At 75.1% G+C, this 23058-nt stretch carries 19 protein-coding genes and 1 pseudogene; 9 read left to right on the top strand and 11 right to left on the bottom strand.

Features of this window, described 5'->3' with window-relative positions; translation table 11 throughout:
• The 4 genes from AB0E96_RS20155 to AB0E96_RS20140 form a co-directional block, all read right to left on the bottom strand.
• On the bottom strand, window positions 1-742 hold a 742-nt coding region (locus AB0E96_RS20155; protein WP_359825392.1), incomplete at its 3' end, for an SAF domain-containing protein.
• Window positions 743-884: 142 nt separating this feature from the next.
• Window positions 885-1838 carry a hypothetical protein gene (locus AB0E96_RS20150; protein WP_359825390.1) on the bottom strand — a complete coding sequence of 318 codons (954 nt, stop codon included), beginning with the start codon at window positions 1836-1838 and terminating at the stop codon, window positions 885-887.
• Window positions 1832-2455: a hypothetical protein gene (locus tag AB0E96_RS20145; RefSeq protein ID WP_359825387.1), complete on the bottom strand. Its 624-nt coding sequence runs from the start codon at window positions 2453-2455 to the stop codon at window positions 1832-1834. The genes AB0E96_RS20150 and AB0E96_RS20145 overlap by 7 nt, the downstream gene beginning before the upstream one ends.
• A 137-nt stretch (window positions 2456-2592) precedes the next feature.
• Window positions 2593-3459 (bottom strand): hypothetical protein, encoded by an 867-nt coding sequence (locus AB0E96_RS20140; RefSeq protein WP_359825385.1) that lies wholly within the window; start codon window positions 3457-3459, stop codon window positions 2593-2595.
• A gap of 142 nt (window positions 3460-3601) precedes the next feature.
• On the opposite strand from AB0E96_RS20140, the gene AB0E96_RS20135 reads away from it, so the two are divergent.
• From AB0E96_RS20135 to AB0E96_RS20125, 3 genes are all read left to right on the top strand, one after another.
• Window positions 3602-4120: a pyridoxamine 5'-phosphate oxidase family protein gene (locus tag AB0E96_RS20135; protein ID WP_359825383.1), complete on the top strand. Its 519-nt coding sequence runs from the start codon at window positions 3602-3604 to the stop codon at window positions 4118-4120.
• Window positions 4121-4250: 130 nt separating this feature from the next.
• Window positions 4251-4703: a MaoC family dehydratase gene (locus tag AB0E96_RS20130; protein WP_359825380.1), complete on the top strand. Its 453-nt coding sequence runs from the start codon at window positions 4251-4253 to the stop codon at window positions 4701-4703.
• Between the two features lie 347 nt (window positions 4704-5050).
• Window positions 5051-6280, top strand: coding sequence for an MBL fold metallo-hydrolase (locus tag AB0E96_RS20125; protein ID WP_359825397.1), 1230 nt, complete (start codon window positions 5051-5053; stop codon window positions 6278-6280).
• 140 nt (window positions 6281-6420) lie between these two features.
• Here the strand turns inward: AB0E96_RS20125 and AB0E96_RS20120 are convergent, their stop codons facing one another.
• Together AB0E96_RS20120 and AB0E96_RS20115 are read right to left on the bottom strand one after the other, a co-directional pair.
• On the bottom strand, window positions 6421-9132 hold the full coding sequence (locus AB0E96_RS20120; protein ID WP_359825378.1) for a DUF6493 family protein: 2712 nt from the start codon (window positions 9130-9132) through the stop codon (window positions 6421-6423).
• A complete protein-coding gene (locus tag AB0E96_RS20115) occupies window positions 9129-10601 on the bottom strand; it encodes an SWIM zinc finger family protein (RefSeq protein ID WP_359825376.1) in 1473 nt (490 codons plus the stop codon). The genes AB0E96_RS20120 and AB0E96_RS20115 overlap by 4 nt, the downstream gene beginning before the upstream one ends.
• A 232-nt stretch (window positions 10602-10833) precedes the next feature.
• On the opposite strand from AB0E96_RS20115, the gene AB0E96_RS20110 reads away from it, so the two are divergent.
• Window positions 10834-11673, top strand: coding sequence for an acyl-CoA thioesterase II (locus AB0E96_RS20110; protein ID WP_359825395.1), 840 nt, complete (start codon window positions 10834-10836; stop codon window positions 11671-11673).
• 91 nt (window positions 11674-11764) lie between these two features.
• Entirely contained in the window at window positions 11765-12415 is a 651-nt protein-coding gene (locus tag AB0E96_RS20105) for a TetR/AcrR family transcriptional regulator (RefSeq protein ID WP_359825374.1), read from the top strand.
• Between the two features lie 67 nt (window positions 12416-12482).
• Here AB0E96_RS20105 and AB0E96_RS20100 read toward each other — a convergent pair whose 3' ends face one another.
• A complete protein-coding gene (locus AB0E96_RS20100; RefSeq protein ID WP_359825371.1) occupies window positions 12483-13925 on the bottom strand; it encodes a sulfite oxidase in 1443 nt (480 codons plus the stop codon).
• Between the two features lie 331 nt (window positions 13926-14256).
• Between AB0E96_RS20100 and AB0E96_RS20095 the strand changes: the two genes are divergently transcribed.
• Entirely contained in the window at window positions 14257-15888 is a 1632-nt protein-coding gene (locus tag AB0E96_RS20095) for a BCCT family transporter (RefSeq protein WP_359825369.1), read from the top strand.
• 120 nt (window positions 15889-16008) lie between these two features.
• The gene (locus AB0E96_RS20090; RefSeq protein ID WP_359825366.1) at window positions 16009-16188 is read left to right on the top strand and encodes a hypothetical protein; all 180 of its coding nucleotides are present in this window, start codon (window positions 16009-16011) and stop codon (window positions 16186-16188) included.
• A 140-nt stretch (window positions 16189-16328) separates the two neighbouring features.
• On the opposite strand, the gene AB0E96_RS20085 is transcribed toward AB0E96_RS20090, so the two are convergent.
• Entirely contained in the window at window positions 16329-17996 is a 1668-nt protein-coding gene (locus AB0E96_RS20085) for a DUF2398 family protein (protein ID WP_359825364.1), read from the bottom strand.
• Between the two features lie 224 nt (window positions 17997-18220).
• Here AB0E96_RS20085 and AB0E96_RS20080 point away from each other — a divergent pair, with 224 nt between their 5' ends.
• A complete protein-coding gene (locus tag AB0E96_RS20080) occupies window positions 18221-18979 on the top strand; it encodes a lysoplasmalogenase (protein ID WP_359825362.1) in 759 nt (252 codons plus the stop codon).
• A gap of 79 nt (window positions 18980-19058) precedes the next feature.
• Here the strand turns inward: AB0E96_RS20080 and AB0E96_RS20075 are convergent, their stop codons facing one another.
• From AB0E96_RS20075 to ggt, 3 genes are all read right to left on the bottom strand, one after another.
• Window positions 19059-19682: a hypothetical protein gene (locus AB0E96_RS20075; RefSeq protein ID WP_359825359.1), complete on the bottom strand. Its 624-nt coding sequence runs from the start codon at window positions 19680-19682 to the stop codon at window positions 19059-19061.
• 201 nt (window positions 19683-19883) lie between these two features.
• Window positions 19884-20738, bottom strand: coding sequence for an exodeoxyribonuclease III (locus AB0E96_RS20070; RefSeq protein WP_359825356.1), 855 nt, complete (start codon window positions 20736-20738; stop codon window positions 19884-19886).
• A 75-nt stretch (window positions 20739-20813) separates the two neighbouring features.
• A complete protein-coding gene (gene ggt, locus AB0E96_RS20065) occupies window positions 20814-22604 on the bottom strand; it encodes a gamma-glutamyltransferase (protein WP_359825353.1) in 1791 nt (596 codons plus the stop codon).
• A gap of 360 nt (window positions 22605-22964) precedes the next feature.
• On the opposite strand from ggt, the pseudogene AB0E96_RS20060 reads away from it, so the two are divergent.
• Window positions 22965-23058: pseudogene (locus AB0E96_RS20060) on the top strand (2Fe-2S iron-sulfur cluster-binding protein); the annotation flags it as partial.

The raw sequence follows: 23058 nt of genomic DNA, 5'->3' as shown, positions 1-23058 counted from the left end.
CGGCGCCGGGCCCGCCCGTCGCCCCGCCGCGCGGCGCGAGCAGCACCTGGATGCGCCCGCTCGCCACCCACTGCGCCAGCCGGGGTCCGTCCGCGGTGCCGACCGCCACGTCGATCACCTGGCTGCCGTCGGTGTCCACCCGGCCGACGGTGATGACGGTGGCGGGCAGGGAGTCGGCCCGGCCGTTGTCGGGGGTGAAGACGATCACCAGCTGCACGCCGGGCTGGAGCCGGCTGGCCGGCAGCTGGCTGCGCTTGGCCGACACCCCGACCACGATCTGGCCGGGCTGCACCGACAGGCCCTGCGCGAGGTCGGAACCGGTGAGCATCGCCCCGCGCTTGAGGTCGGTGGCGGCCCGCATGCCGACCGCCCTCGCCCGGTCCTGGGCCGACACCGGGTGCAGCGCCGGGTCCCCCGCGATCCGGGCGATCACCAGGTCGTCCTCGGTGATCACCTGCCCCCAGGGCACGTCCCGGGCCAGCGCCAGCACCGCGACCCGCTGGCCGGTGCTGTTGTAGAGGACGGCCCCGCCCAGCCCGCCGGCCGCGATCAGCGCGACCGCCATCGCCAGCACCGCCGGGCGGCGCCGCCGCGCCCGCATGGTCCGCCCGGGAGCGTGCGGCACCGCCCGTCCCCGGCCCTTGCCCGGGCCGCCCTGCTCCGGCTGCTCCGGGAGTGCCACGGACGCCGCCGCGCCCGCGGAGGTGCCGGATCCCGGCGTCGCGAACGTACGGTTCTCCACCGGGTTCCGCCCTTCCCTCGTTCGTCTCTGCTCGTCTGGCTGGTCAGTGTGCGCATCGCCGCACCGGCGCGGTCAGTCGATCGCGGTCAGTCGATCGCGGTCGGTCGATCGCGACCGGGTGGTAGCGCCCGGTCGGGCGCGCTCAGTTGAGCACCTGCATCTCGGCGACCCTCAGCTCGAAGGGCTTGCTGCTCTGGTTGATGCCCTTGATCGTGAACTTCCGCGGGTTCGACCCGCCGGTGACCACGACGTCGGCCGCCCAGTGCATCGTCACCGTGGCGCTGAAGACGCCGTTCTTCTCGCCGGCCGAGCTGGTCCCGAACTCGTAGCCGCAGTCCGGGGACTTCGCGCCGCCGTACTTGGGGTCGTACGGCGTGCCCGGCGTGGTGCAGGAGGTCTGGAGGCGGTCGCCGAAGCTCCAGTCCGCCTTCACCAGCCGGGGCGTGACGGTGACCGAGATCCCGCCCACCGACGCGTTGCCGGGCGCGGGCAGCGCGGCGCCGTCCGCCCAGAGCCAGACCGGGGCGTGGACCACCGCCGTGTTCTGCGGCGCGGCCCGGCCCACGGGCGCGCCGAAGCGGACCTTGTCGTAGGCGTCCTGGATGGCCGTGGCCTCCGCGTTGACGGTCTGCCCGTCCGGCGCGGTCTTCTCGAAGACGATCTCGGCGCCGCCCATGCCCCCGTCGGTCTGGGCGCAGACCTTCGTGTAGAGCGCGCCGTCCTTGGGGTCGTTGCCGCCCCACTCGGGGGCGCCCGCGGGCGGCGGGTTGTCCAGCGGGCGGAAGTAGCAGCCCAGGCTGTTGCTGAACCAGCCGAGCGCCGGGTCGTGGCAGGCCCACGGGACCTCGTGGTAGCCGCACAGCTGCGGGCCGGTGGCCGAACCGCCGCCGCCACCGCTCGGCTTCGATCCGCCGGGCGCCGGGGTCTTCCCGCCGGAATGGGCGTCCGCGCAGATCACCGACGGGGAACACTGCTCGGCCCCGCCGCTCGGCGGTTCGTCCGCGGTCGCACTCACCGCCGAGGACAGCAGCAAGCCGGCCGACATCGACACGGCGACCGCGATTCGCCGGGCCGGTTTCCGCGTGCCGTTCAGCATGTCCGGTCCACCTCCCGTTTGAAGTCGTAGATCAACCAATGTGCTTGGAACCAGCGCAGGGAAGCGGTTCCGACGTACCGGTTCAGACGCGTTCCGGGATCCTTGGCGGCCCCGGTGACGGCGTCGACGCGGTGCCAGTCCGACACGTCGACGCAGTCCTCGATCACGGCGGTCTGCGGATCGGCTTTCAGATCAATGGCCTTGACCACGGGGGAATTGCGCGGTGTTCCGGTCATCACCGCATTGGCGTCGCGCAGTTGCCGGAGGCTGACGAGGCCGTCGGACAGCGCCCGCCCGGAGGAGAGCTGCTCCAGTCCGTAACCGTCCGAATCCGACCGCCCGAAGACCTCGGCCTGGGCCTGCCACCAGTCCTGATAGACCTTCAGTGCGAGCCGCCCCATCGCGCCCTCCGGGCCGCTGGTCGGCGCGATCGAGCCGTTTACCGAACCACCCGAAGGAGTTAGCGGGTTCACTCCCGCGACGGTGGGAGCGGCCGACCCGATGCGATCGACGGAACCGCCCGCACCACCGCCCGCGCAAGCGCCGAGCAGCAACACCAGAACCGCCCCACCGACCCCAACCGCCCCAGGGCGCAACACATTTCCGCGCTGCCGCATGGCCCCACCTCATTGCGACCGACCAGATCCGCGATCCACGGCCGCCAGGAGAATTCCGCCGTCCCGCCGGTGTTTCCGCTGAGGATCGATTCTTCGCCAACCCACCCCATCACGGCAACACCTCAGGCCCCCTGACCTTACGCGGAAGGCGGTTCCGTCGGGGCACTTTCCCGCCACAGAACGGCCAACAGTTCTTCGGAAAGCGACAATCCGGCCAATGCGCCCCGAACCGCGGCCCGATTGCGCATCAGGAGCCTCCCGGCGTGCGGCGGAACGAGCAGGCGCGCGCCAGGCGCACCCGAACTACCGGCCGGTTCCCCACCGTCCGTCAGCGCGGCCACGGCCGGCTGGAGATCGAGCGGGGCGACGGCCGCGGGGGCACCCGGGACGCCCTGCTGCAGGACGGTGGTCAGGGCCCGGCTGAACGAGCCCTCCCCGCCCGGCAGGACGGCGTCCCGGCCGCGTCTGCCCGGGGCGTAACGGCTGCCCGGGCTGAAGCGGCCGATCCGGCCCCACAGCGGGACCCTCGAGTAGCTCAGCAGTTCGCCCGCGCCGTCCTCGCCGCGCTCCAGCGCCGCCCAGGCGTCCCGGTCGACCGCCGCGTCGACCAGCAGCAGCGCCTCCTCCTGGTCCCCGTGCACCATCGCGCTGACCACCCAGTCCCAGGCGAGGCCCCGGCGGTAGGCGTTGTCCGGGGTGCTGCCGGCGGTGACGAGGGCCAGCCGGCGCCCGCGCGGATCGGCCACCAACTGGCCGACCAGGCAGACCAGAAGCCAGCGGCCGGGGTGCTGGGCGGCGTCCCGTACCGCGGTGAGCATCGCGTTGGCGTCCGCGTCCGGCGGCACCGCGGTGACCCGGCAGCCGGCCGCGCCGGTGTCGAAGCACATCCCGGGGAGCACGTCGGCGAGCAGCCGGGCACCGTCCGGCGCGAGCGCCGCTCCCCCGAAGGCCCGGTCGGGCCCGCCGTCCGCCCCGATCACCACCAGATCGACCCCGCCCGCCATCCGGCCGTCCCCCCTCCTGCACCATTTCTCCACCCGCCGGGCAGGCTACCGCCCCGAACGGCCGCCGACGGGGCTCCCGGCCCGTCCGCTCAGGGACCATGGGCCCTATCGACGCGCGCGCCGACCGAGGACGATCGGACGCATGGAGCGTGAGGACCGTGTGGAAACCCTGAGCGAGGCCGAGTGCCTGCGGCTGCTCAGCACCGTGCCCGTCGGGCGCGTGGTGTACACCGAGCACGCGCTGCCGGCCGTCCTGCCGGTCTCCTTCGAGGTCCTGGACGGGCGGCTGGTGCTCGCCGTACGCCGGGGAAGTGCCACCGCGCGCGGGCTCGACGGCACGGTGGTGGCCTTCCAGGCGGATCTGCTGGACCCGGTCACCCGCACCGGCTGGAGCGTCCTGGTGCACGGGCGGGCCGACGTGGTGAGCGACCCCGAGCAGGTCCGGCGGGTGCTGCGCTCCGGCCTGCGGCCCTGGGTCGGCGATCCGGAGCCGCTGTTCGTCGCGCTGGTGCCCGAACTGGTCAGCGGCCGCCGCCTGTTCCCCACCGGATCCGGCGGGGTGGGCCGCCAGGCCCGGCGGCCGATGGGCGCGGGGCCGATGGGCGCGGGGCCGATGGGCGCGGGGCCGATCAGCGCCGGTCCGTGGGCGTCCGCCCCGTGAACACCGGGCCCGTGAACGCCAGGCCCGCGAACAGCGGTTTTCCGTTCGGCTCCTGACAGATACCGATGGGTAGGCATACGCTTCCGGCGTCCTGATCCCTCCCCGGGTCCGTCCCCACCAGGAGCGCACCGTGACGACCTTCGCCTCCCTCGCCGAGCTGACCGCCGCCGTCGGCACCGAGCTGGGCACCAGCCAGTGGCACACCGTCGAGCAGCGGCAGATCGACCTGTTCGCCGAGGCGACCGGCGACCACCAGTGGATCCACGTGGACCCGGAGCGGGCCAAGGAGAGCCAGTTCGGCTCGACCATCGCCCACGGCTACCTGACCCAGTCGATGATCCCGGTGCTGGCCAAGGAGTGCTACGCCGTCGAGGGCGTGCGGATGGCGCTGAACTACGGCTCCGACAAGGTGCGCTTCCCGGCGCCGGTGCCGGTGGGCACCGCGATCAGGGCCACCGCCGAGCTGGTCTCGGCCACCGAGGTGCCGGGCGGGGTCCAGGCCGTGGTGCGGTTCACCGTGACCAGCGAGCACAGCGCCAAGCCGCACTGCGTCGCGGAGACGATCACCCGCTTCTACACCTGACGGCGAGCGGCCCTCCGGCGAGCGGCCCGACGGGCGCTCGGGCCCGGGCCGGGCGGGGCCCGCCCGAGACGGTCCGCGCCGCTTCCCCGGTACGCCGATTGGACCGCACGGGGCTCTCCACCAGGTCCGGACGGCCCACGGCGAGTAATCTCCGACGAGATGGTTGTCGTATCGCAGCGGCCCCACCCGCCGCAGCGCTGCGCGCCCCGGCCCGCCCGGTAGCCGTGCCCGTCCCTGGAGGAGCCGTGCCCCGCCGCCCCGTCCCGTGGTTCTCCCGTCTCGCCGGCCTGACCTCGCAGTTCGCGCCACCGCCGGCGGGCCCCGCCACCGAACGCGCCGTCCCCGGCCTGGCCGGACTGCCCCGGGCCGCCTGGCACCGGATCCGCACCGACGCCTTCGGCGCCGAGCCCCGGGGCGAACGGCTGGCCCGGATCCGCCGCTCCCCGCAGTTCGCCGACGGCGCCTTCCGCAATCCGGTGCCGACCCGCCGCCTGGTGTACGAGCGCAGCCCTCTGGAGATCACCCGCGCCCAGCTGACCGGGGACAAGGCCCGCCGGGCGCCGGTCGCCGCCGTCCCGGTGCACCGGCTCCTCCCGGACGACCTGGCCGCACCGCCGGACTCCGGTCTGCGGCTGACCTGGCTGGGCCACGCCACGGTCCTGGCCGAGATCGGCGGACGGCGGGTGCTGCTCGACCCGGTCTGGGGCGAGCGCTGTTCCCCCTTCTCCTGGACCGGGCCCAAGCGGCTGCACCCGGTGCCGCTGCCGCTGTCCGAACTCGGGCCGGTGGACGTGGTCGTGGTCTCGCACGACCACTACGACCACCTCGACATGGGCACCGTGCGGGCACTGATCGGAACGGACGCGGTGTTCGCCGTCCCGCTCGGGGTCGGGGCCCACCTGGAGCACTGGGGCGTGCCGGCCGGGCGAATCGTCGAACTGGACTGGTGGGAGTCGGCCGAGGTCGCCGGGCTGACCCTGACCGCCACCCCGGCCCGCCACTACTGCAGCCGCGGGCCGCGCACCAGCGCGCTGTTCCTGTGGGCGTCCTGGGTGGTGGCCGGCGGCGGGCAGCGGATCTTCCACAGCGGGGACACCGGCTACTTCCCCGGATTCGCCGAGATCGGCCGCCGGCTCGGCCCGTTCGACGCGACGATGATGCAGGTCGGCGCGTACAGCGACTTCTGGCCCGAGGTGCACATGACCCCGGAGGAGGGCGTGCGGGCGCACCTGGACCTGGGCGGCGAACTGCTGCTGCCGATCCACTGGTGCACCTTCAACCTCGCGCTGCACCCCTGGGAGGAGCCGGCCGAGCGGGTGGTCGCCGCCGCCCAGACGCTCGGCGCCCGGCTCGCGGTGCCCCGGCCCGGCAAGCCCTTCGAACCCGCCGCCCCGCCCGCCCTGCGACTGTGGTGGCGCGCCGTCGCCACCTCCCCGCGCGGTATCTCGCCACTGACCGACGAGCGGACCGAGGAGGAGGCGGCGGCGGGGACCGCCGAGGGGCGGGCGACCGGTGCGGCCGGGGCGCGCGAACAGACGACGACTTTCAGCGAACAGATTTCGAAATCTGTTCGCTGAAAGTTGTTCGCTGACATCTGTTCGCCGAAGGCCGCCTCTGAAGGCTGCTCGCTGAAGCTCTGTTCGCTGGACGCTCTGCGCTGGAAAGCCCTCCCGAGCCCCTCGGCCCCCCTCGGCCCCCCTCCGCCCCTCCGCCCCGCTCAGCCCCCGAGGACGTCCCGCAGGGCCCGCGCCTCCTTGACCACCCGGCCCGAGCCGCCGCGCTCGGCCGCCGCCGTCACCTCGGCGACCGGCCCGCGGGCCGCGGTGCGCCGGGCACAGTCGGTGGCGAGTGCGATCAGGTCACCCAGCCCGCGGGTCGACGGATCGGCCGTCCCGAGCAGGCCCGGCAGGGCCGGCCCGAGCACCGACCAGACCGTCGCCCGGGCGCCGGTCTCGGCCGCCATGGTGAGCGCCGCCGCCAGCCGGGCGGGCATCACCGTGCCGCAGGCCACCAGGGCGCCGAGCTCACGACCGAGCAGCGCGCCGTCCAGGTCCCCGCGCGCGGCGAGCACCAGCAGGGCGTCCACCGCCGCCGTCCGGTCCTCGCCGTGCCGGGCGCCCAGGCCGTACGCCAGCGCCAGGTGCAGCGCCAGCCCGGCCGGGCCGCCGGCCTCGGCGAGCAGCGGCAGGTGGCGGCCCGCGCCGCGCTCGTCCCGGTCGGCGCCCTCGGCGAAGGGGTCGAGCCAGCGCGCGGCCAGCTCCTCCCGGTGCCAGGGGAGCATCGCGAACCAGTGCGCGACGGGCCGCCAGCTCCAGTCGTACACCGTGCGGGCGCGGGCCACGCTGGGCTCGGTGCCCTCCAGCAGGGCCCGGAACTCGCGCGGGAGCCGCTCGCGGCCCGGCCCACTCGGCCCGCTGCCGATGCCGGGCTGGGAGACGGCGACCCGTTCGATCTCCTCCCACCAGCGGTCCCCGTGCACGTTGGTGCGCCGCAGCCCCTTGCCGGGGGCGAACAGCACCCGCTCGGACGGCTGCCCGGGCAGTCCGCCGGTGCGCAGCCAGTGCGCCAGCCGGCGACCGACCGGGGAGGTGAGGTCCTCGGCGGCCCGCAGCACCGCCGCGTCGGCGGGGCCGACCCGCAGCAGGGCCTGGGAGAGGTCGGCCTGGCCCGGCGTGACGTCCGCCGCCTCGTACCCGGCGAGCCGCTCGACGAGCACGGCCGCGTCCAGGGCGCCGGTGGCGTCGGTCGGGGTGGCGAGCAGGTACGGCAGCCGGGCCTGGACGACCTGCCCGGCCGCCTCCTCCAGCCGCGCGGCGAGGACGGCCCCGTGCACGGTGGTGCGCGGTCCGCGCAGCTTGGCGCGGCCCTTGCCGCCGATGTGGTCCCAGAGCTTCCACTGCGGCGCGCCGTCGGCCACCCCGGCCACCACGTGGAGGATGTCCCGGGGTGAGCAGTCCCCCCAGCTGCTCGGGCCGTGCCACGGGTGCACCCGGCGGACCGGCTCCACCGCCTCGGCCAGGGCCGCCCGGTCGAGGTGGCTCAGCCGGACCAGCCCGTCCAGCACCCGCTCGAAGTCCGCGACACCGGGCTCGCGGGCGGCGAGCAGGGCGGACAGCTCCTCCGCGAGTTCGCCCGCCGAGCCGATCGGCGCGCCGAGCGGACGCGGTTCGGGCGGCGGCGGCAGGAACTCGTTCCACCCGGTGTCCGGGTCGTCCTCGCCCCCTCCGACCGGCGCGCCGAACAGCTCGCCGGCCCGCCGGTGGTGGGCCGGGTTCAGCGCCCCGGCCGCGGAGCGCAGGTCGGCCAGGACCGCCTCCCCCGCCGTCTTCAGGTGCCGGGCCACCAAGTTCAGCGCCCGTTCCTGGAGGGCCGCGTCCGGATGTCCGAAGGCCTCGGCCGCGGCCAGGACGACCGGGCCGGAGCGCTCGGGCGCCCGCCGGGCGGCCCTGTCCAGCCAGGCCAGCTGGGCGCGGACGAGTTTCTTCTCGGCCCGGAAGAGCACCACCGACGAGGCCTCGGTGAGCACCTCGGGCTCGATCAGACCGGCCTCGTCCAGCCCGGCGAGCACCTCCTGGGCGTGCCCGGCGAGCGTCGACAGACCGTCCAGGAGTGCCACCACGTCCCGTACCCGGGCCGTGTACTCCTCGGGCGTCGGGTCGAGCGCCCGCAGCACCTCCAGGAAGGCCCGCTGGTCGGCCGCCTTGCCGCCGCGCAGCAGCCGGGCCAGGCAGCGGTCGAGCAGTTCGACGCGGTCGACGACGCCGGCGGCGGCCAGTTCGCCGATCGCCTCCGTCCAGACGTCGCCGGGGCGCGGGCTGAGCCGGAAGGTCAGCGGCCAGCTGACGTCCGCGAGTTCGAACAGCTCGGGTATCAGCACCGGAGCGAAGGCGTCCCGGCGCAGCGTCTCGGCCAGTGTCGGACGCGGGCCGCCGGTGTCGTTGGTGTGGTCCATCCAGCTCCGGACGAAGGCCTCGCCGCGCGGCACCTCGCAGCCGGTGCGCCGGACCACGGCCTCCATCACGGGGTACATCGACGAGCCCCAGTTCCGCACCGGCCGGGCGGCGAGCCGGGTGACCACCTCGACCTGCCACTCCACCGGCTGGGCCTCGACGACCTGGTGCAGCACCGAGTTCCGGGCCCAGTTGCGGCTGCTGAAGTCGCTGCCGGCCAGCCAGGTCGCGGCGGCGGCGGGGCCGGCGTGGCAGCCGGCCCCGGCCACCAGCAGCCTGCCCCTGATCTCGGCCGCCTCCCGCGACCAGTCCTGGCGCAGTTCCTTGCGCAGTTCCTTGAGGGCGGGCAGGCAGGCCCGCCGCTGGGCCGCGTCCAGCGCGGCCAGCAGCTCCGGTATCCGCGCCAGCCGCCCCGACCGGACGGCCTTCAGCAGCTCGTCGACCGGCCCCTGCCGGTCGGCACCCGGCGTCGTGTTCACGCTCCGGCCCCCTTCGCCCCCGCGATCCCGGCGGCCCCCGCGGCCGGGGCGTCCCCGGCATCCGACACACCCCGCCCGATCGCCGAGGCCCCCGCCCCGGAGTCCCCGGCGGCCGACTCCCGCACCATCCCGACCGCCAGCGCGTGCTTGCACGGCCCGCGCCCGCCCCGGTACTTGCCCCACCACAGGCAGGTGCAGCCGAGCCGCCCCGACTCGTCCCTCCGCACCCGCTGGATGTGGTCGTCCACCGTGACGACGGCCGTCGCCCCGCCCTCCTCCAGCCGTACCGCCCCGGCCTCGACCAGCGCCCGGGCGGCCCGCAGCCGGGGGTTGGCCGCCTCGGCCCGCCCGGCGTCGTACGGGAGCTGCCGGTGGAAGTAGGCGGCCTCGGCGGTGTCGTAGCCGATCTGGCCGGCGGTGCCCAGCCGGGTGAGCGCTGCGCGGACCCGCTCGGGACTCAGCCCGGACTGGGCGGCGAGGTCCCCGACCTCGATCCGGGGCTCCCAGGCCAGCAGCACCGCGATCAGCTCGGCGTCCCGCTCGACCGCCGCGGTGGCGAGCGAGTCCAGCACCCCTCCCTCACCGGAGAAGCCCCGGGCGGCGTTCGGTGACAGCGTCAGGGTGAGCCGCATGCCGGGGAGCACCGCCTCCCAGGCGGAGGCGGTCGGCTCCCCGGTCGCCACCGGCCCGTACACGCGCAGGGCGAGGGCGTGCCGCAGCACCCGCTGGAGCGCCGCCAGCCGCTCGGGCCCGGGCAGGCAGACGGCGCCCGGGACCGGCCGGGTGGTCGGCCGCAGCGCCTTCCCGGACGGGACGACCCAGCCGACGGACGCCCGACCGCCGCGCCCGGCCCGGGGAAGCGAGCGCAGGAACCGGACGGCCTCGGCGGCGGGCAGTTCGGCGCGCGGCTCGAAGCCCGCGGCGATCACCTGGGTCTCGGCGAAGCCGCGCAGCCAGCGCTCCGGCAGCGGGACCTTCTTCTCGACCAGCGGGCCGTCGAAGGTGGTGACCTCGAGCGCGTCGGGCCCGACCGCGAGGTGCAGCGGGTCGGTCGGGCCGATCCTGGTCAGCGCCTCGCGCAGCGGGTTGTTGACGTCCACGTTGGTGGTGCCGTGGCCGATCTCGTCCCCGTCGAGCCCGGCCCCGAGCACGTCGAGCCGGGCGTAGACGCCGCAGCAGCCCGAGAAGGACTCGAAGCGCAGCCGGTCCCCGTTGGCGGTGACCACCGGGTCGAGCGAGGCGCGCAGCTGCGGCTGGTAGTAGCGCGCGGCCGCGACGTCCGCGACCGCGAGTAGCGCCGCGGCGGCCGGTGCCGGGTCGGCCAGGAAGCCCGCGAAGAAGCGCGGGTTGGCGGCGGCGCCGAGCGGGGTGGCGCCGCCGGAGGTGGCCAGGTCGAGGCGCCGGCCGTCGGCGCCGTCCAGGACCGCCGACGGGCGCAGATAGGCGTACGCGTGCGCGGATTGCGTCATGCCGGGCACGCTAGGTGAGGGCACTGACAATCCGTCGGGCCGCCCTCGGGCCACCCTCGGGCCGACTCGATGAATGGAACGTGTTCTACGTCATTCCCATGGCCCGGAGACGGCGTTACCCAGGTCACACCACGGCACGGTTGGCTTCTGCCACTATGGCTCCGTGACCGACCTCACCGAACCGTACGTCCGGGCCGAACGGCACCCCCGGCCGGCCTCCCCGTTCGCCGAGCTGCTGCAGATCGAGCGGCTGGACGAGAACACGTTCCGGGGGCACTGCCACGCCGGTTCCCCGACGCGCACCTTCGGCGGCCACGTCGCCGCGCAGGCGCTCGTCGCGGCCGGGCGCACCTGCGGGGACCGGCGTCCGGTGCACTCGCTGCACGGCTACTTCCTGCGGCCGGGCTCCCCGGCCCGCCCGATCGACTACCTGGTCGAGCGGGTCCGCGAGGGCACCTCGTACACCACCCGCCGGGTGACGGCGGTCCAGAAGGAGAGCGAGATCTTCACCCTCTCGGTCTCCTTCAAGCACCCCGAGCCGGCCGCCGACCGCCGGCGCTCGATCCCGCCGCTGCCCCGCCCCGAGTCGCTGCCGAACGCCGTGGCCCGGCTGCCCGAGGAGGTCCGCCGGGCACTCGCCGCCTCCGGTGGGTTCCGCGACCTCGACCTGCGGTTCGTCCCGTCGGACACCCCGGGGCTGCCTCCGGTCGTCCCCGGGCTGCTCCAGCAGTTCGTCTGGATGCGCACCGCCTCCCCGCTGCCGGACGACGACCAGCTGCTGCACGCCGGCGCGCTCACCTACCTGTCCGACCTCACCCTGGCCTCCACCGTCGGGCTGGACGTGCAGCCGAACTTCTTCCAGCGCACCGAACCGCCCCGGCTGCTGATGGCCTCGCTGGACCACGCGATGTGGTTCCACCGCCCGTTCCGGGCCGACGAGTGGCTGCTGTTCGCCCAGCGCAGCCCGTCCTCCTCGGACGGCCGGGGCCTGGCGCTCGGCGAGTTCTACGACCTCGACGGCCGGCTGGTCGCCTCCGCAGTCCAGGAGGCGCTGGTCCGCGACCCCTCGTGACGCCCGCGGCAGCCCGGTGGCTCCCCGGCGAACGCAAGGGGGCCGGACGGCGTCATACTCCTGAGCGGCCCCGGCCCGTATCATGGTGCGGGTGACCAAGGTTGACCTGTCACCACGGCCGGTGGAGGCGATGTCTCCGCGTCAGCTCGAACGCCGCGAGGGCCTGATCGCGGCCGCGCTCGCCCTGGTGAACGAGATCGGCGTCGAGCGGATGCAGATGAAACAGGTCTGTGAGCGGTCCGGAGTCGCCCTGGGGACGGCGTACCGCTACTTCTCCTCCAAGGACCACCTCCTGGCCGCGGCGATCGCCGAGTGGCATCGCCTGTTGCTGGCCGATCTGGTGGCGGAGCTGCGCGGGCCGAGGGCCGGACTGGGGGCGACGGACCGGGCCGTCCGGTTCGTCCGGGGCGGGATGCGCGCCTACCAGCGCCAGCCCGAACTGGCCCGGCTGCGGGTGGCCGTCGCCGCCTCCACCGACCCGTTCGCCAGCGAGGCCCTCCAGGGCATGGCCCGGGCCGACAGCACGGCCCTGCAGGCGGTGACGGCCGAGGTTCCGGCCGCCGCGAGCGACCTGGTGCGGCACATCGTCGCCCACGCCTGGCAGGGCGAGCTGACCGCCTGGGTGACCGGCCGCACCACCCTGGGGGACGCCCGGCGGCGCCTGGAGGACGTGGTGCGGCTGGTGCTGAACCCGTACGAGACGCGGTACCCGGCCCCGTACGAGGTCCAGTCCACCGGCTGAGCGCCCGCCGGCGTTCCGGGCCGGCCGACCGGCCCGGAGCGCCGCCGCGGTCAGGGCCCCTTCGCGGTCAGACCGCCGTCACCGGGTGGGCCACCACGGCACCGAACAGGTAGCCCTCCCGGTTGAACACCTCCCGCTCGGGCTGGGTGTTGCCCCGGCGGTCCGTCGCGCGGGCGCGCAGCTCGTACGGGCCGGGCCGCCCGGGGCGCCAGCCGATGCTCCAGCGCGTCCAGCCGTCGGCCCGCGGCTCGTCCCGCAGTTCGGCGCGCCGCCAGGTCCGGCCACCGTCGGCGCTGAACTCGACCCAGCGCACCGCCGCCGCCCCGGACCACGAGCGCCCGTGCAGCCGGTGCTCCCGGTCCGCCGCCAGCCGCGCGCCCACGGCCAGTTCGAAGGCGCTCTTGACCACCTGGTCGGTGAGCGGGGCGCCGCCGCCGGGCGGGTGGTCCGGCCCGAACATCCGGTAGAAGTCGGTGTTCCACGGCGAGTACAGCGGCCGGTCGGCGACCTCCATGGTGCCCAGCCACTTGATCGAGGCGACGCCCACCCAGCCGGGCACCACCAGCCGGGCCGGGGCGCCGTGGTCCGGGGTCAGCGGCTCGCCGTTCATCTCGTACGCGACCAGCACGTCGTCCAGCGCCTTGGCGATCGGCAGCGGGCGGCGCACCGGACCGTAGTTGGTGCCGCCGGTGACGTAATCCGGGTCCAGGCCGGTGGGCAGCACGTCCACGGCCGCCCCGGTCAGCCCGGCGGCCCGCAGCACCTCGGCCAGCCGGACGCCCCGCCAGCTCGCCGAGCCGACGCCGCCGAGCCTCCACGGCGTGCCCGGGACGGTCTGGCCCTGCTGCCCGAGGTAGTAGCTGCGGGCGTTGCCGGCGCACTCGATCAGCGCGCTGATCCGGGTGGACGGCAGCGCCCGCAGGTCCGCCAGACCGAACTCGACCGGGTGCTGGGCCGTCGGCGCACCGCGCAGGCCGCTGCCGAAGAGCTCGAGGCTCCAGGTGTCGGGGTCGATCAGCGGGGTGCTGGTGTGGTTGCGGACGAAGAACCGCTCCACCGGCACGTGGCGGCCGAGGGCGGCGCCGCCGTCGGCGTCGCGGAAGGCGTCCCAGCGGGTCTCGGCGTTGGTGTCGTGCCGGACGAACCACTCGGCGGGCAGCGGCTTGACGATCCCGGGCAGCGACTCGGGCGCCCCGTCGGCGGCCGCCCGGCCCGCGGTGAGCAGCGGGACGGCCGGGAGCGGCGCGGCGAGCAGCGGGACGGCGGTGACCGCCCGCAGCAGCGTCCTGCGACCCATCCCCTCGGAGCGCGCGCCCTCCCGCGCGCCCTCCCGCGCGCCCTCCCGGACGTCCTGCGCGCCCGGCACCGGGGTGCCCCGCGCGGCGACGTCCCGCGCCGCGACGCCCTCCGCCGGGGAGTCCTGCGCCGCGGTGTCCTGCGCCGCGGTGTCCGGCGTCGCGGTGTCCTGCGTCGGGACTGCTTCGTTCGGAATGCGGACCTCGTCGTCCATGAACGGCGTTCCTTCCGTTTCGGAACAGGCGGCTCGGCGGTTCGCGCGACCACGGCCGGGGCCGAAGGCCGCCGGGGCGGGCTTCGGCCTCCCGGCTCGCCCCTCCCACCGATCCGGACTCCTACCGTTCCCGCCCCCGGCGAAACCCCGGCCCGCCGGGGACGGGCCCTTGTCGGCCACCCCGGGCGGGCGGCCTGACGGGACGTAGGTCCCGAGCCGGCGCTTCCCGGCGCGCCGTCCCCCCGCTCCCGGAGCGAACTGGACATAGTGCGACATACAGCCTGTCTTCCGAGTGCGCCGAGCACGTCCGGCATGTCGAGAGGTCCATCCGATGAGCAGCCAGCCACCCCCGCCCGACCAGCCCGCGGAGGAGCCCGACGAACCCTCCGCGACCCTTCCGGCCGACCGGGCGGTGTTCGGCATCGGCGCGGTCCTGGTGCTGGCGGTGGTCGCCTGGGGCATCTTCGCCGAGGACTCGCTCGGCCGTACCTCCGACACCGCGCTCCGCTGGGTGCTGCACAACTTCGGCTGGCTGTTCGTGGTGGCCGGCGACGTCTTCCTGGCACTCAGCGTGCTGCTCGCGTTCAGCCGCTTCGGCCGGATCCGGCTCGGCCGCGACGACGACGAACCCGAGTTCTCCACCCTCGCCTGGATCGCCATGATGTTCAGCGCCGGCATGGGCATCGGCCTGATGTTCTACGGCGTCGGCGAGCCGCTCCAGCTCTTCGCCGCCCCGCAGCCCGGCTCCGGCCTGGAGCCGCAGAGCGCGGCCGCCGCCCAGCAGGCCCTGGAGTTCTCGCTCTTCCACTGGACCCTGCACCCGTGGGCGATCTACGCGGTCGGCGGTCTGGCCCTCGCCTACACCACCTTCCGCAAGGGCCGGGGCAACCGGATCTCCGCCGCCTTCGTCCCGCTGATCGGACAGCGGGGTGCGGACGGCTGGGCCGGGCGGACGATCGACCTGCTGGCGGTGTTCGCCACCGTCTTCGGCTCCGCGACCAGCCTCGGCCTCGGCGCGCTCCAGGTCGCCGACGGACTCGGCTACATCTCCTCCGTCCGCAACACCCAGAACGCCCAGCTGGTCATCATCGGCTCGCTGACCGCCGCGTTCGTGGTCTCCGCGTTCTCCGGGGTGCACAAGGGCGTGAAGTGGCTCTCCACCGCGAACGTCGTCCTGGCCTCGCTGATCATGCTCTTCGTCTTCGTGTTCGGCCCGACGGTGTTCGCCCTGGACGCGATCCCCTCCTCGGTCGGCGGCTACCTCTCCGACCTGCTCGCGATGTCCACCCAGACCGGCGCGTTCACCGACGAGGGCTGGCTCGGCTCCTGGACGATCTTCTACTGGGCCTGGTGGCTCTCCTGGGCGCCCTTCGTCGGCACCTTCATCGCGCGGATCTCACGCGGCCGCACCATCCGGCAGTTCCTGCTCGGCGTACTGCTGGTGCCCAGCGGAGCGACGGTCGTCTGGTTCTGCGTGATGGGCGGCACCGCGATCCGGCTGGTCACCACCGGCGCGGCCGACCTGGTCGCGACCATCCCCCAGGGCCCGGAGGCCTCGCTGTTCGAGATGCTGCGCTCGCTACCGCTCGGCTCGGTGACCAGCGTGGTCGCGGTGCTGCTGGTGATGACCTTCTTCATCACCAGCGCCGACTCGGCCTCGCTGGTGCTCGGCTCGCTCTCCAGCCGGGGCTCGCTGCATCCGCGCACCTGGCTGGTGGTGGTCTGGGGCGTGCTGATGGGCGGGGTCGCGGCGGCCCTGCTGCTGGCCGGCGGGCTCACCGCGCTCCAGAACGCGACGATCCTGGTCGCGCTGCCGTTCGTGGTGGTGATGCTGCTGCTGTGCGTCTCGCTGGTCAAGGAACTCCGCGAGGACCCGGCCGCCGCACCGGCCCGCTTCCACCCGCCGCACGGTCTGCGGGACGCCGTCCGGGAGGCCGTCGGCGACTCGGGAAAGCGCCGCTGACCAGCGCATACGCCCCGCCCGGCGACGGATGGGGCGTATGCGGCCAGCCGACGCCCAACCCCCGTCCGGACTTCACCCCCGCGTACCGACCGTTCACACCGCCCTGGAAACCTCCCTGTCATGAACGCCAGCCCTCAGGCGCCCTACCAGGACCCGCGCTTCCCCCTGCCCCAACGGCACCGCCGGCTGCTCGCCGTCACCGCCGTCCTCGCCTCCATCGCCCTCGGCACGCTGGGCGTCGGCGCCACCGTGGAGACCGTCGAACACGGCCCCCTCGCCACCGCCTCCGCCAGCAAGTAGCACCCGCCCGTCCACAGGGGCGACCTGCCCCGCCCAGCACCGCGGTCCACACCCCGGACCCGGTGCATTTCACTGCCCGCGCCCACGGCGCGGGCCGACGCGGCGACCGGGGCGTCACGCCGCCCGACGGGACGCCGCCCCTACGCCCACTGTTCGGCGCGGGGGACGGCCGGGGGCGGGATCAGCGGACCGGGGCGGGAGTGGCGGCCGGTGCCGGGAGTGGGGTGGAGGTCGGGGGCCGGGGCGTAGCGGGCGGCCGGGGGGCGCAGGCGCCAGGCCGGAGGGCGGGTGGGGTGGGGGGTGGGGGTCATCAGGGCGAGGCGGTGCAGCAGGTCGAGGGCGTCGCGCCGCAGGGCGGTGCGGTCGGCGAGGTAGCGGGCGGGGAGGCCGTACTCGTCCGCGATGTCGCCTAGGACGCCGTCTATCAGCGCGTCCGGGATCGGGACGTCGCCGGTCACCGGTTCGTCGGGCAGCGGGCGGACCTCCTCGACCAGGCGCTCGACCAACAGCAGGGCGGCCTGGGCAAGGGTGCCGGTACCGGGGAGGGCCAGGTCGGTGAGTTCGGCGGCCGGGTCGAGCAGGGCGACGCCCTCGGCGCGCAGTTCGGCCTCCAGGCCGAGGAACTCGGCGAGCGCCGCGGGGCCGCTGAGCCGGTGCTCCCGCAGCCAGGCGCGGTGCTCCTGGGGGAGGTCGGCGGCCAGGACGGCCGGTGTCTCGGCGAGCAGGCGGCGGACGGCGGTGGCGGGTTCGGCCTCGGCCGCGCGGCGGATCAGGTCGGCGGCGTCGTCGGCGAGGGCGGGCGGACCGGCCGGGACGGCCCGGGCGAGTTCGCGGTCCACGGTCAGCACGAAGGAGTCGTCGGTCTGGTCGGCCGGCAGCTCGCCGAGCACCTGCCAGCTCGCCAACGCGGCCAGCGCCATGGCGAGGTCGGCCGGTTCGGCGGCGAGCTCGGGCGCGGCGGCGGCCATCGCGTCGAGCAGCCGCCGGTAGCCCAGCTCTTCCGGGGCGTCGACCAACAGGGCCAGCGCGAGGGCGAGTTGGGCATACCCTGCCGGGGTGAACGGCACGCCGGTGACGGGGTGTTCGAGGCGCCGGGCGGCGTCGGGGCCGAGGCCGGCCTTGCAGAGCCGGGCGTGCCAGGGGCCGACCACGAGGCGGTAGCCGAGCAGGGCGTCGAAGCGCTCGGCGAGCCAGTCGCGGTGACGGCGGATCAGCGGGAAGCCGTCGGCGTGCGGGCCGGAGGCGGTGACCAGCGGGTGGGCGAGCAGGAGCCGGGCGGCGATCCGGCGTTCGGCCGCCGGGAGCTCCTCGCCGGAACGATCCTGCGCGATCACGGTGGGCGGTGCCACCCGGGTCCGTTCGGGCCTGCGGTGCCGCCCCGGCCCGCCCGGCTTGGCACCTGACCGGACGACGGGCAGTTCGGCGTCGTCGCGCCGGGCCCGGCGCAGGCCACCCTCGGTGCGGTCCTCGCGGGGGCGTACGGGCGCGGCCGGGTGCGCGCTGGGGCCGTGCCACCAGCTGACGTCGGGGTCGGCGGCGGGTTCCGCGGCGGCACCGAGGTGGCGGGCGGGGTAGAGGCCGAAGGAGGCGGCGCAGAGGTCGTCGGCGGTGCCGGGCGCGGCGGCGGCGAACCAGTGGGCCAGGCGCAGCAGTCCGGGGTCCGGCGAGAGCGTCGGGCCGTCGGCGGGCCCGGCTTCGCGTACGGCGAGGACGGCGTGGGCGGTTCCCCGTCCTGCCCCGCCCCTGCGCCCGTCCGGCCTGCCGGCGGCCACCCGGGTGGCGCCGACCGCGTAGTCCTGCTGATCCATGTCGGGGTCCAGACTAGACGGTGCCCGGGTCACCCGACGGCAGCAACCGCCGTCCTGAGGAAGTCTCCGCAAGAGCCCTCGAAGCGGCCGCCCGCGCTCCGCTCACCGGCCGCCCCGTCATCCGCCGCTCCCCACCGGGGTTACGCACCGGTAACCCGCCCTTCCGCCGCCGGTCCGGCTCCTCTAGGGTCGGTCCGAAGCAGCGGACCACCGAGAGGCCACCCATGACTGTCCGGACCACCACCCGCGCCGGCCTCGGGGCACGTCTGCGCTCGGCCACCGGCCTGCTGGGCGGCTTCGCGGCCACCTCGGCGGCCCACCTGGGCGCGATCGCCTCCGGCGCCTCGGTGCTCCAGAACGCCACCAAGCCGGCCCTGATGCCGCTGCTGGCCGCGCACAGCGTGGCGGCCGCCGCGAAGGCCGGCCGCGAGGCGCCGAAGCTGCTGGCACCGGCGCTGCTGCTGAGCGCCGGCGGGGACGTGCTGCTCCAGCTGAAGAACGACCCCGCCTTCCTCGCGGGCATGGGCTCGTTCGCGGCCGCGCACGTCTGCTACGTGACGATGTTCGTCCAGCGCGGGGCGCTCACCGACCGCCGCCGCGCCCTGGTGGTCGCGGCCGCGTACGCGACGGCCTGGGTGGCCCTGGTCGGACAGCTCTGGCCGGACCTCGGGGACCTGCGCGTCCCGGTGGCCGGCTACAGCCTGCTGCTCGCCTCGACGGCCGTCACCTCGGCCGGGCTGGGCTGGCGAACCGGGCTGGGCGGCGCGCTGTTCCTGCTCTCCGACACTCTGATCGCCACCCAGCTGGCCAAGTGGCGGGAGCTGCCGGGCCATCAGTTCTGGATCATGGCGACCTATGTGCTGGCCCAGTACCTGCTGGCCGACGGCACCCTCCGGCACCAGGACCGGCTCCACCGCGAGGGCGGCGAGGAAGCCGGCGGGATCGGCGAGAGCAGCGGGAGCGCCGCTCCGCGGACCGCCTGACACGCCGCCGCGCTGCCGGTCCGGTCGGGACCCGGCGGCGCGGCCAGGGGCGCGCGGGCGCGCGCGGGGGCTGGGGACGTCAGGCGCCGCGCCTGCGCAGCAGCCAGAAGCCGCCGACACCGCCGGCGACCAGCGCGAGACCGCCGGCGAGCTCCACCGGGTTCGCCGCGACCGAGCCGCCGAGGCCGGTCTGCACCGCTCCGTGCGGGGCGACCTGCTGGCCGCCGGCACCGGACTGCCCGAGTGACCCAGCCCACTCCCCCGCCGCCTCGCCCCATTCGCCGAGGCCCCGGTCAGGATTCGTCTGGGGGTTCTTGTCGGAGCCGCGGCCGGGGACGGTGGAGGCCACGGTGGTGACCGTGACGGTGGTGGCGAAGGCGCCGCCGTCCGGGCAGGTGCCGTCGACCTTGCTGTCCCCGGCGTGCTGGCCGGCCAGCCTGGCGGAGCCGCTGTGCTTGCCGTCGGGCCCCAGGGTGAGGGTCGCCGGACCGCCCTCGAACGCGGCGGAGCGGGCGGTGATGGTCTTGGCGTCGGGCTTGTCCGACTTCTCGCAGGAGACCGTGACCGTCACGGTCTGGCCCGGTGCGGCCTGGGACGGGCTGACCGAGGCCGAGCCGTCCCTGGCGGATGCGAGGGGGGCCGTCAGGCCGGTCAGCGCCGTCGCGCCGATCAGGGCGGCGGCGGCCGTACGCATGGGGCGCATGCCGGAACCTCCGGGATTCTCGGGCGCAGCCGGGGGACTCCCATGTCCACGTGGTCGATCGACTGCATCCGGTCACTCACCGACGGTAGGCACCCGCCCCGCGCTCGGCCAGCGCTCACGACCGTTCGGGTTACCACCCGTGACCCGTCGTGACGCCCGCCGAGGCGGGCCCGGCACCGGCCGCGGCGCCCGCCGTACGGCTCAGAGGTCGAGGTCCACCACGACCGGCGCGTGGTCCGAGGTGCCCTTGCCCTTGCGGGCCTCGCGGTCCACGTAGCTGTCGGAGACGGCGTCGGCGAAGGCCTTGTTGGCGTAGGTGAGGTCGATCCTCATGCCCCGGTTCTTGGGGAAGGCCAGCTGGCGGTAGTCCCAGTAGGTGTAGGGGCGGTCGTACTTGAGCGGGCGGGGCAGCACGTCCTGGAGGCCGATCTCGCCGAGGGCCGCCAGCGCCGCGCGCTCGACCGGGGTGACGTGGGTGAGGCCCTCGAAGGCGGCGGTGTCGAAGACGTCCTCGTCGGTCGGGGCGATGTTGAAGTCCCCGAGGACGGCGAACGGGCGGGAGCCGGCGGCGTCCTCGGCGGCGGCCTTGCGCAGCGCCTCCAGCCACTCCAGCTTGTACTGGTAGTGCGCGTGGCCGACCTCCCGGCCGTTGGGCACGTAGACCGACCAGACCCGGACCGGTCCGCAGGTCGCGGCGACGGCCCGCGGCTCGACCTCGGGCAGCAGGGCGCCGTCGGCGAGGTAGCCGGGCTGGTCGGGAAGGCCGCGCACGACGTCGTCCAGGCCGATCCGGGAGAGGATCGCGACGCCGTTCCAGCGGCCGCTGCCGTGCGCGGCCGTCTCGTAGCCGAGCTCGCGGACCGCCTCGTACGGGAAGGCGTCGGCCGCGCACTTGAGCTCCTGGAGGCAGAGCACGTCGGGCTTGGCGCTCTCCAGCCACTCCAGGAGCTTGGGCAGCCGCGCGGTGACGGAGTTGATGTTCCAGGTGGCGATGCGGACGGTCACGGCGGGCGGCCTTCCCGGTGGTTCGGTGCGGACGGGCGTCCGGATGGACATGCGGACGGGGTGGGCCGCCCCTCACGAGGGTGGCCCACCCCGAACATACCGCCCGGCACCGACAGGCCGGCCCGATCAGCGCGTGGGCCGGACCACCGCGGCCGAGCCGCCGCCGCGTCGCACCGGTTCGGCGGCGGCCACCCAGCGGCCGTCCGGCAGCCGCTCCACGCCGGTGGCGGCACCGATCTCGCCGCCGTTGACGAAACCGTGCCCGAGTCCTTCCAGCGCGGCCCGCTCCGGCAGCGCCAGGAAGCCGGGCTCGGCCTGGGTCGTGGCGCTGTTGCGCTGGCTGGCGCGCGGAGCGGCGATGGCCTGCTCCAGGCTCAGGCCCCGGTCCAGGCGCCCGAGCAGCACCTGGAGGGTGGTGGTGATGATGGTCGCGCCGCCCGGGCTGCCGGTGGCGAGCAGCGGCTCGCCGTCGCGCAGCACGATCGTCGGGGACATCGAGGAGCGCGGCCGCTTGCCCGGGCCCGGCAGGTTGGGGTCGGGGACGCCGGGGGCGAGCGGGGTGAAGTCGAAGTCGGTCAGCTCGTTGTTGAGCAGGAAGCCCCGGCCGGGGACGGTGATGCCGCTGCCGCCGGTCTGCTCGATGGTGAGCGTGTAGGAGACGATGTCGCCCCAGCGGTCGGCGACCGTCAGGTGGGTGGTGTTGGGGCCCTCGTACGGCTCGGAGACCGCCTGGCCGGTGTCGGCGCAGGGGGCCGGGTGGCGCGGGTCGCCGGGGGCGAGCGGGCTGGTGAGCGCGTGGTCCGGGCTGATCAGGCAGGCCCGGGAGGCGGCGTAGCGCTCGGAGAGCAGTTGCTTGGTGGGGACGTCGTTGAAGGCCGGGTCGCCGACCCAGCGGTTGCGGTCCGCAAAGGAGATCCGGGAGGCCTCCAGGAAGTGGTGGTAGTACTGGGTGCCGCTGTACGCCGAGACGTCGCCACCGTCCTCCAGGATGTTGAGCGCCTCGCCGACGGTGGTGCCGCCGGAGCTGGAGGGGGCCATCGCGTAGACGTCGTAGGCACCGTGGGAGACGTGGGTGGGCGCCTGGTCCCGGACCCGGTAGTCGGCGAGGTCGGTGGTGTCGACCCTGCCGGGGCGGGCGTTGCGGCCGGAGGCCGGGTCGACCGGCGGGTGCTGCACCGTGTCGGCGATGTCCCCGGCCAACTCGCCCTGGTAGAAGGCTTTTACGCCGTCCTTGGCGAGCAGCCGGTAGGTGGCGGCGAGGTCGGGGTTGCGCAGCACGCTGCCGGTCTCGGGGGGCTTGCCGTTCGGCAGGTAGAGCTTGGCGGTGGCCGGGAAGTCCTTGAACCGGGCGTAGTTGTCCGCGGTCTGGTTGCGGAAGGTGTCGTCCACGACGAAGCCGCCGTCGGCGATCCGCTCGGCCGGTTCGAGGTTCTGGGCCAGCGAGCGGGTGCCCCAGCGGCGCAGCGCCGCGTCCCAGGTGGCGGGGGTGCCGGGGACCCCGACGGACAGGCCGCTGGTGACGGCGTCGGCGAAGGCCAGGGGCTTGCCGTCCTCCAGGAACAGGCCGGTGTCGGCGGTGCGGCCGGCCGTCTCGCGGCCGTCGATGGTGTGCACCCGGCCGGTGGCGTGGTCGTAGTAGACGAAGTACCCGCCGCCGCCGATGCCGGAGGAGTACGGCTCGGTGACGCCCAGGGCCGCGGCGGCGGCGACGGCCGCGTCCACCGCGTTGCCGCCCTTGCGCAGCACCTCGATGCCGGCCGCGGTGGCGTCGGCGTCGACGGTGGCCACCGCCCCGCCCCAGCCCACCGCCTCCGGCACCTTCGCCGGCGGGGCCGCGGCACCGGCCGGCCCGACGCTGGACCAGAGCAGTGCGGTGGTGAGTAACACCGATGGCGCGAGGCGGGTCAGAGCCCTCATCCGAGTCCTCCTGATTCGACGTCAACTCATCAGTTGTTCCACAGGAGGCATCATCCGACAACCACATCGGGGCTCTACTCACAAGTAGTTGACGCGCCGGCGCGGACGGGGCGCGGGAGCCGCACCGGAGGCGGGGACGGAGGTCACGTTCCGGAGTCGATTCCGGACGCATCCGATCATCTCCTTATGTGGTCCATATACGGTGATCGGGTTCACCACGAAGCCACCACAAGAAGGACGCAGCTCCTCCGTGTATCCGCCGCCTCCCCCGCCCCTGCCGTCCCAGCTCCCGACACCTCACCGCCCCTGGTGGCAGCACCGGGCGGTGCACGTCGCCAGCTTCCTGCTCTTCCCGCTCGCTGCCTCGCCACCGTGGACGGCCGCCCCAACCAGCGCACCTGCCTGCTGCCCGCCGAGCCCGGCACCACCGTCACCACCCAGGAGGGCCACGGCC

The organism is Kitasatospora sp. NPDC036755, assembly GCF_040636595.1.
In the GTDB taxonomy this organism is placed as follows: Bacteria; Actinomycetota; Actinomycetes; order Streptomycetales; family Streptomycetaceae; genus Kitasatospora.
Note: the sequence above shows the minus strand (reverse complement) of the source record. Positions and strands in the feature narration are given on the sequence as shown.

Coding starts and splice junctions, on each gene's coding strand:
- AB0E96_RS20115 (WP_359825376.1), bottom strand. CDS start 10,601: ATGACGCAATCCGCGCACGCGTACGCCTATCTGCGCCCGTCGGCGGTC.
- AB0E96_RS20080 (WP_359825362.1), top strand. CDS start 18,221: ATGACTGTCCGGACCACCACCCGCGCCGGCCTCGGGGCACGTCTGCGC.
- AB0E96_RS20140 (WP_359825385.1), bottom strand. CDS start 3,459: ATGGCGGGCGGGGTCGATCTGGTGGTGATCGGGGCGGACGGCGGGCCC.
- AB0E96_RS20135 (WP_359825383.1), top strand. CDS start 3,602: ATGGAGCGTGAGGACCGTGTGGAAACCCTGAGCGAGGCCGAGTGCCTG.
- AB0E96_RS20100 (WP_359825371.1), bottom strand. CDS start 13,925: ATGGACGACGAGGTCCGCATTCCGAACGAAGCAGTCCCGACGCAGGAC.
- AB0E96_RS20150 (WP_359825390.1), bottom strand. CDS start 1,838: ATGCTGAACGGCACGCGGAAACCGGCCCGGCGAATCGCGGTCGCCGTG.
- ggt (WP_359825353.1), bottom strand. CDS start 22,604: ATGAGGGCTCTGACCCGCCTCGCGCCATCGGTGTTACTCACCACCGCA.
- AB0E96_RS20085 (WP_359825364.1), bottom strand. CDS start 17,996: ATGGATCAGCAGGACTACGCGGTCGGCGCCACCCGGGTGGCCGCCGGC.
- AB0E96_RS20075 (WP_359825359.1), bottom strand. CDS start 19,682: ATGCGCCCCATGCGTACGGCCGCCGCCGCCCTGATCGGCGCGACGGCG.
- AB0E96_RS20070 (WP_359825356.1), bottom strand. CDS start 20,738: ATGTCCATCCGGACGCCCGTCCGCACCGAACCACCGGGAAGGCCGCCC.
- AB0E96_RS20095 (WP_359825369.1), top strand. CDS start 14,257: ATGAGCAGCCAGCCACCCCCGCCCGACCAGCCCGCGGAGGAGCCCGAC.
- AB0E96_RS20145 (WP_359825387.1), bottom strand. CDS start 2,455: ATGCGGCAGCGCGGAAATGTGTTGCGCCCTGGGGCGGTTGGGGTCGGT.
- AB0E96_RS20090 (WP_359825366.1), top strand. CDS start 16,009: ATGAACGCCAGCCCTCAGGCGCCCTACCAGGACCCGCGCTTCCCCCTG.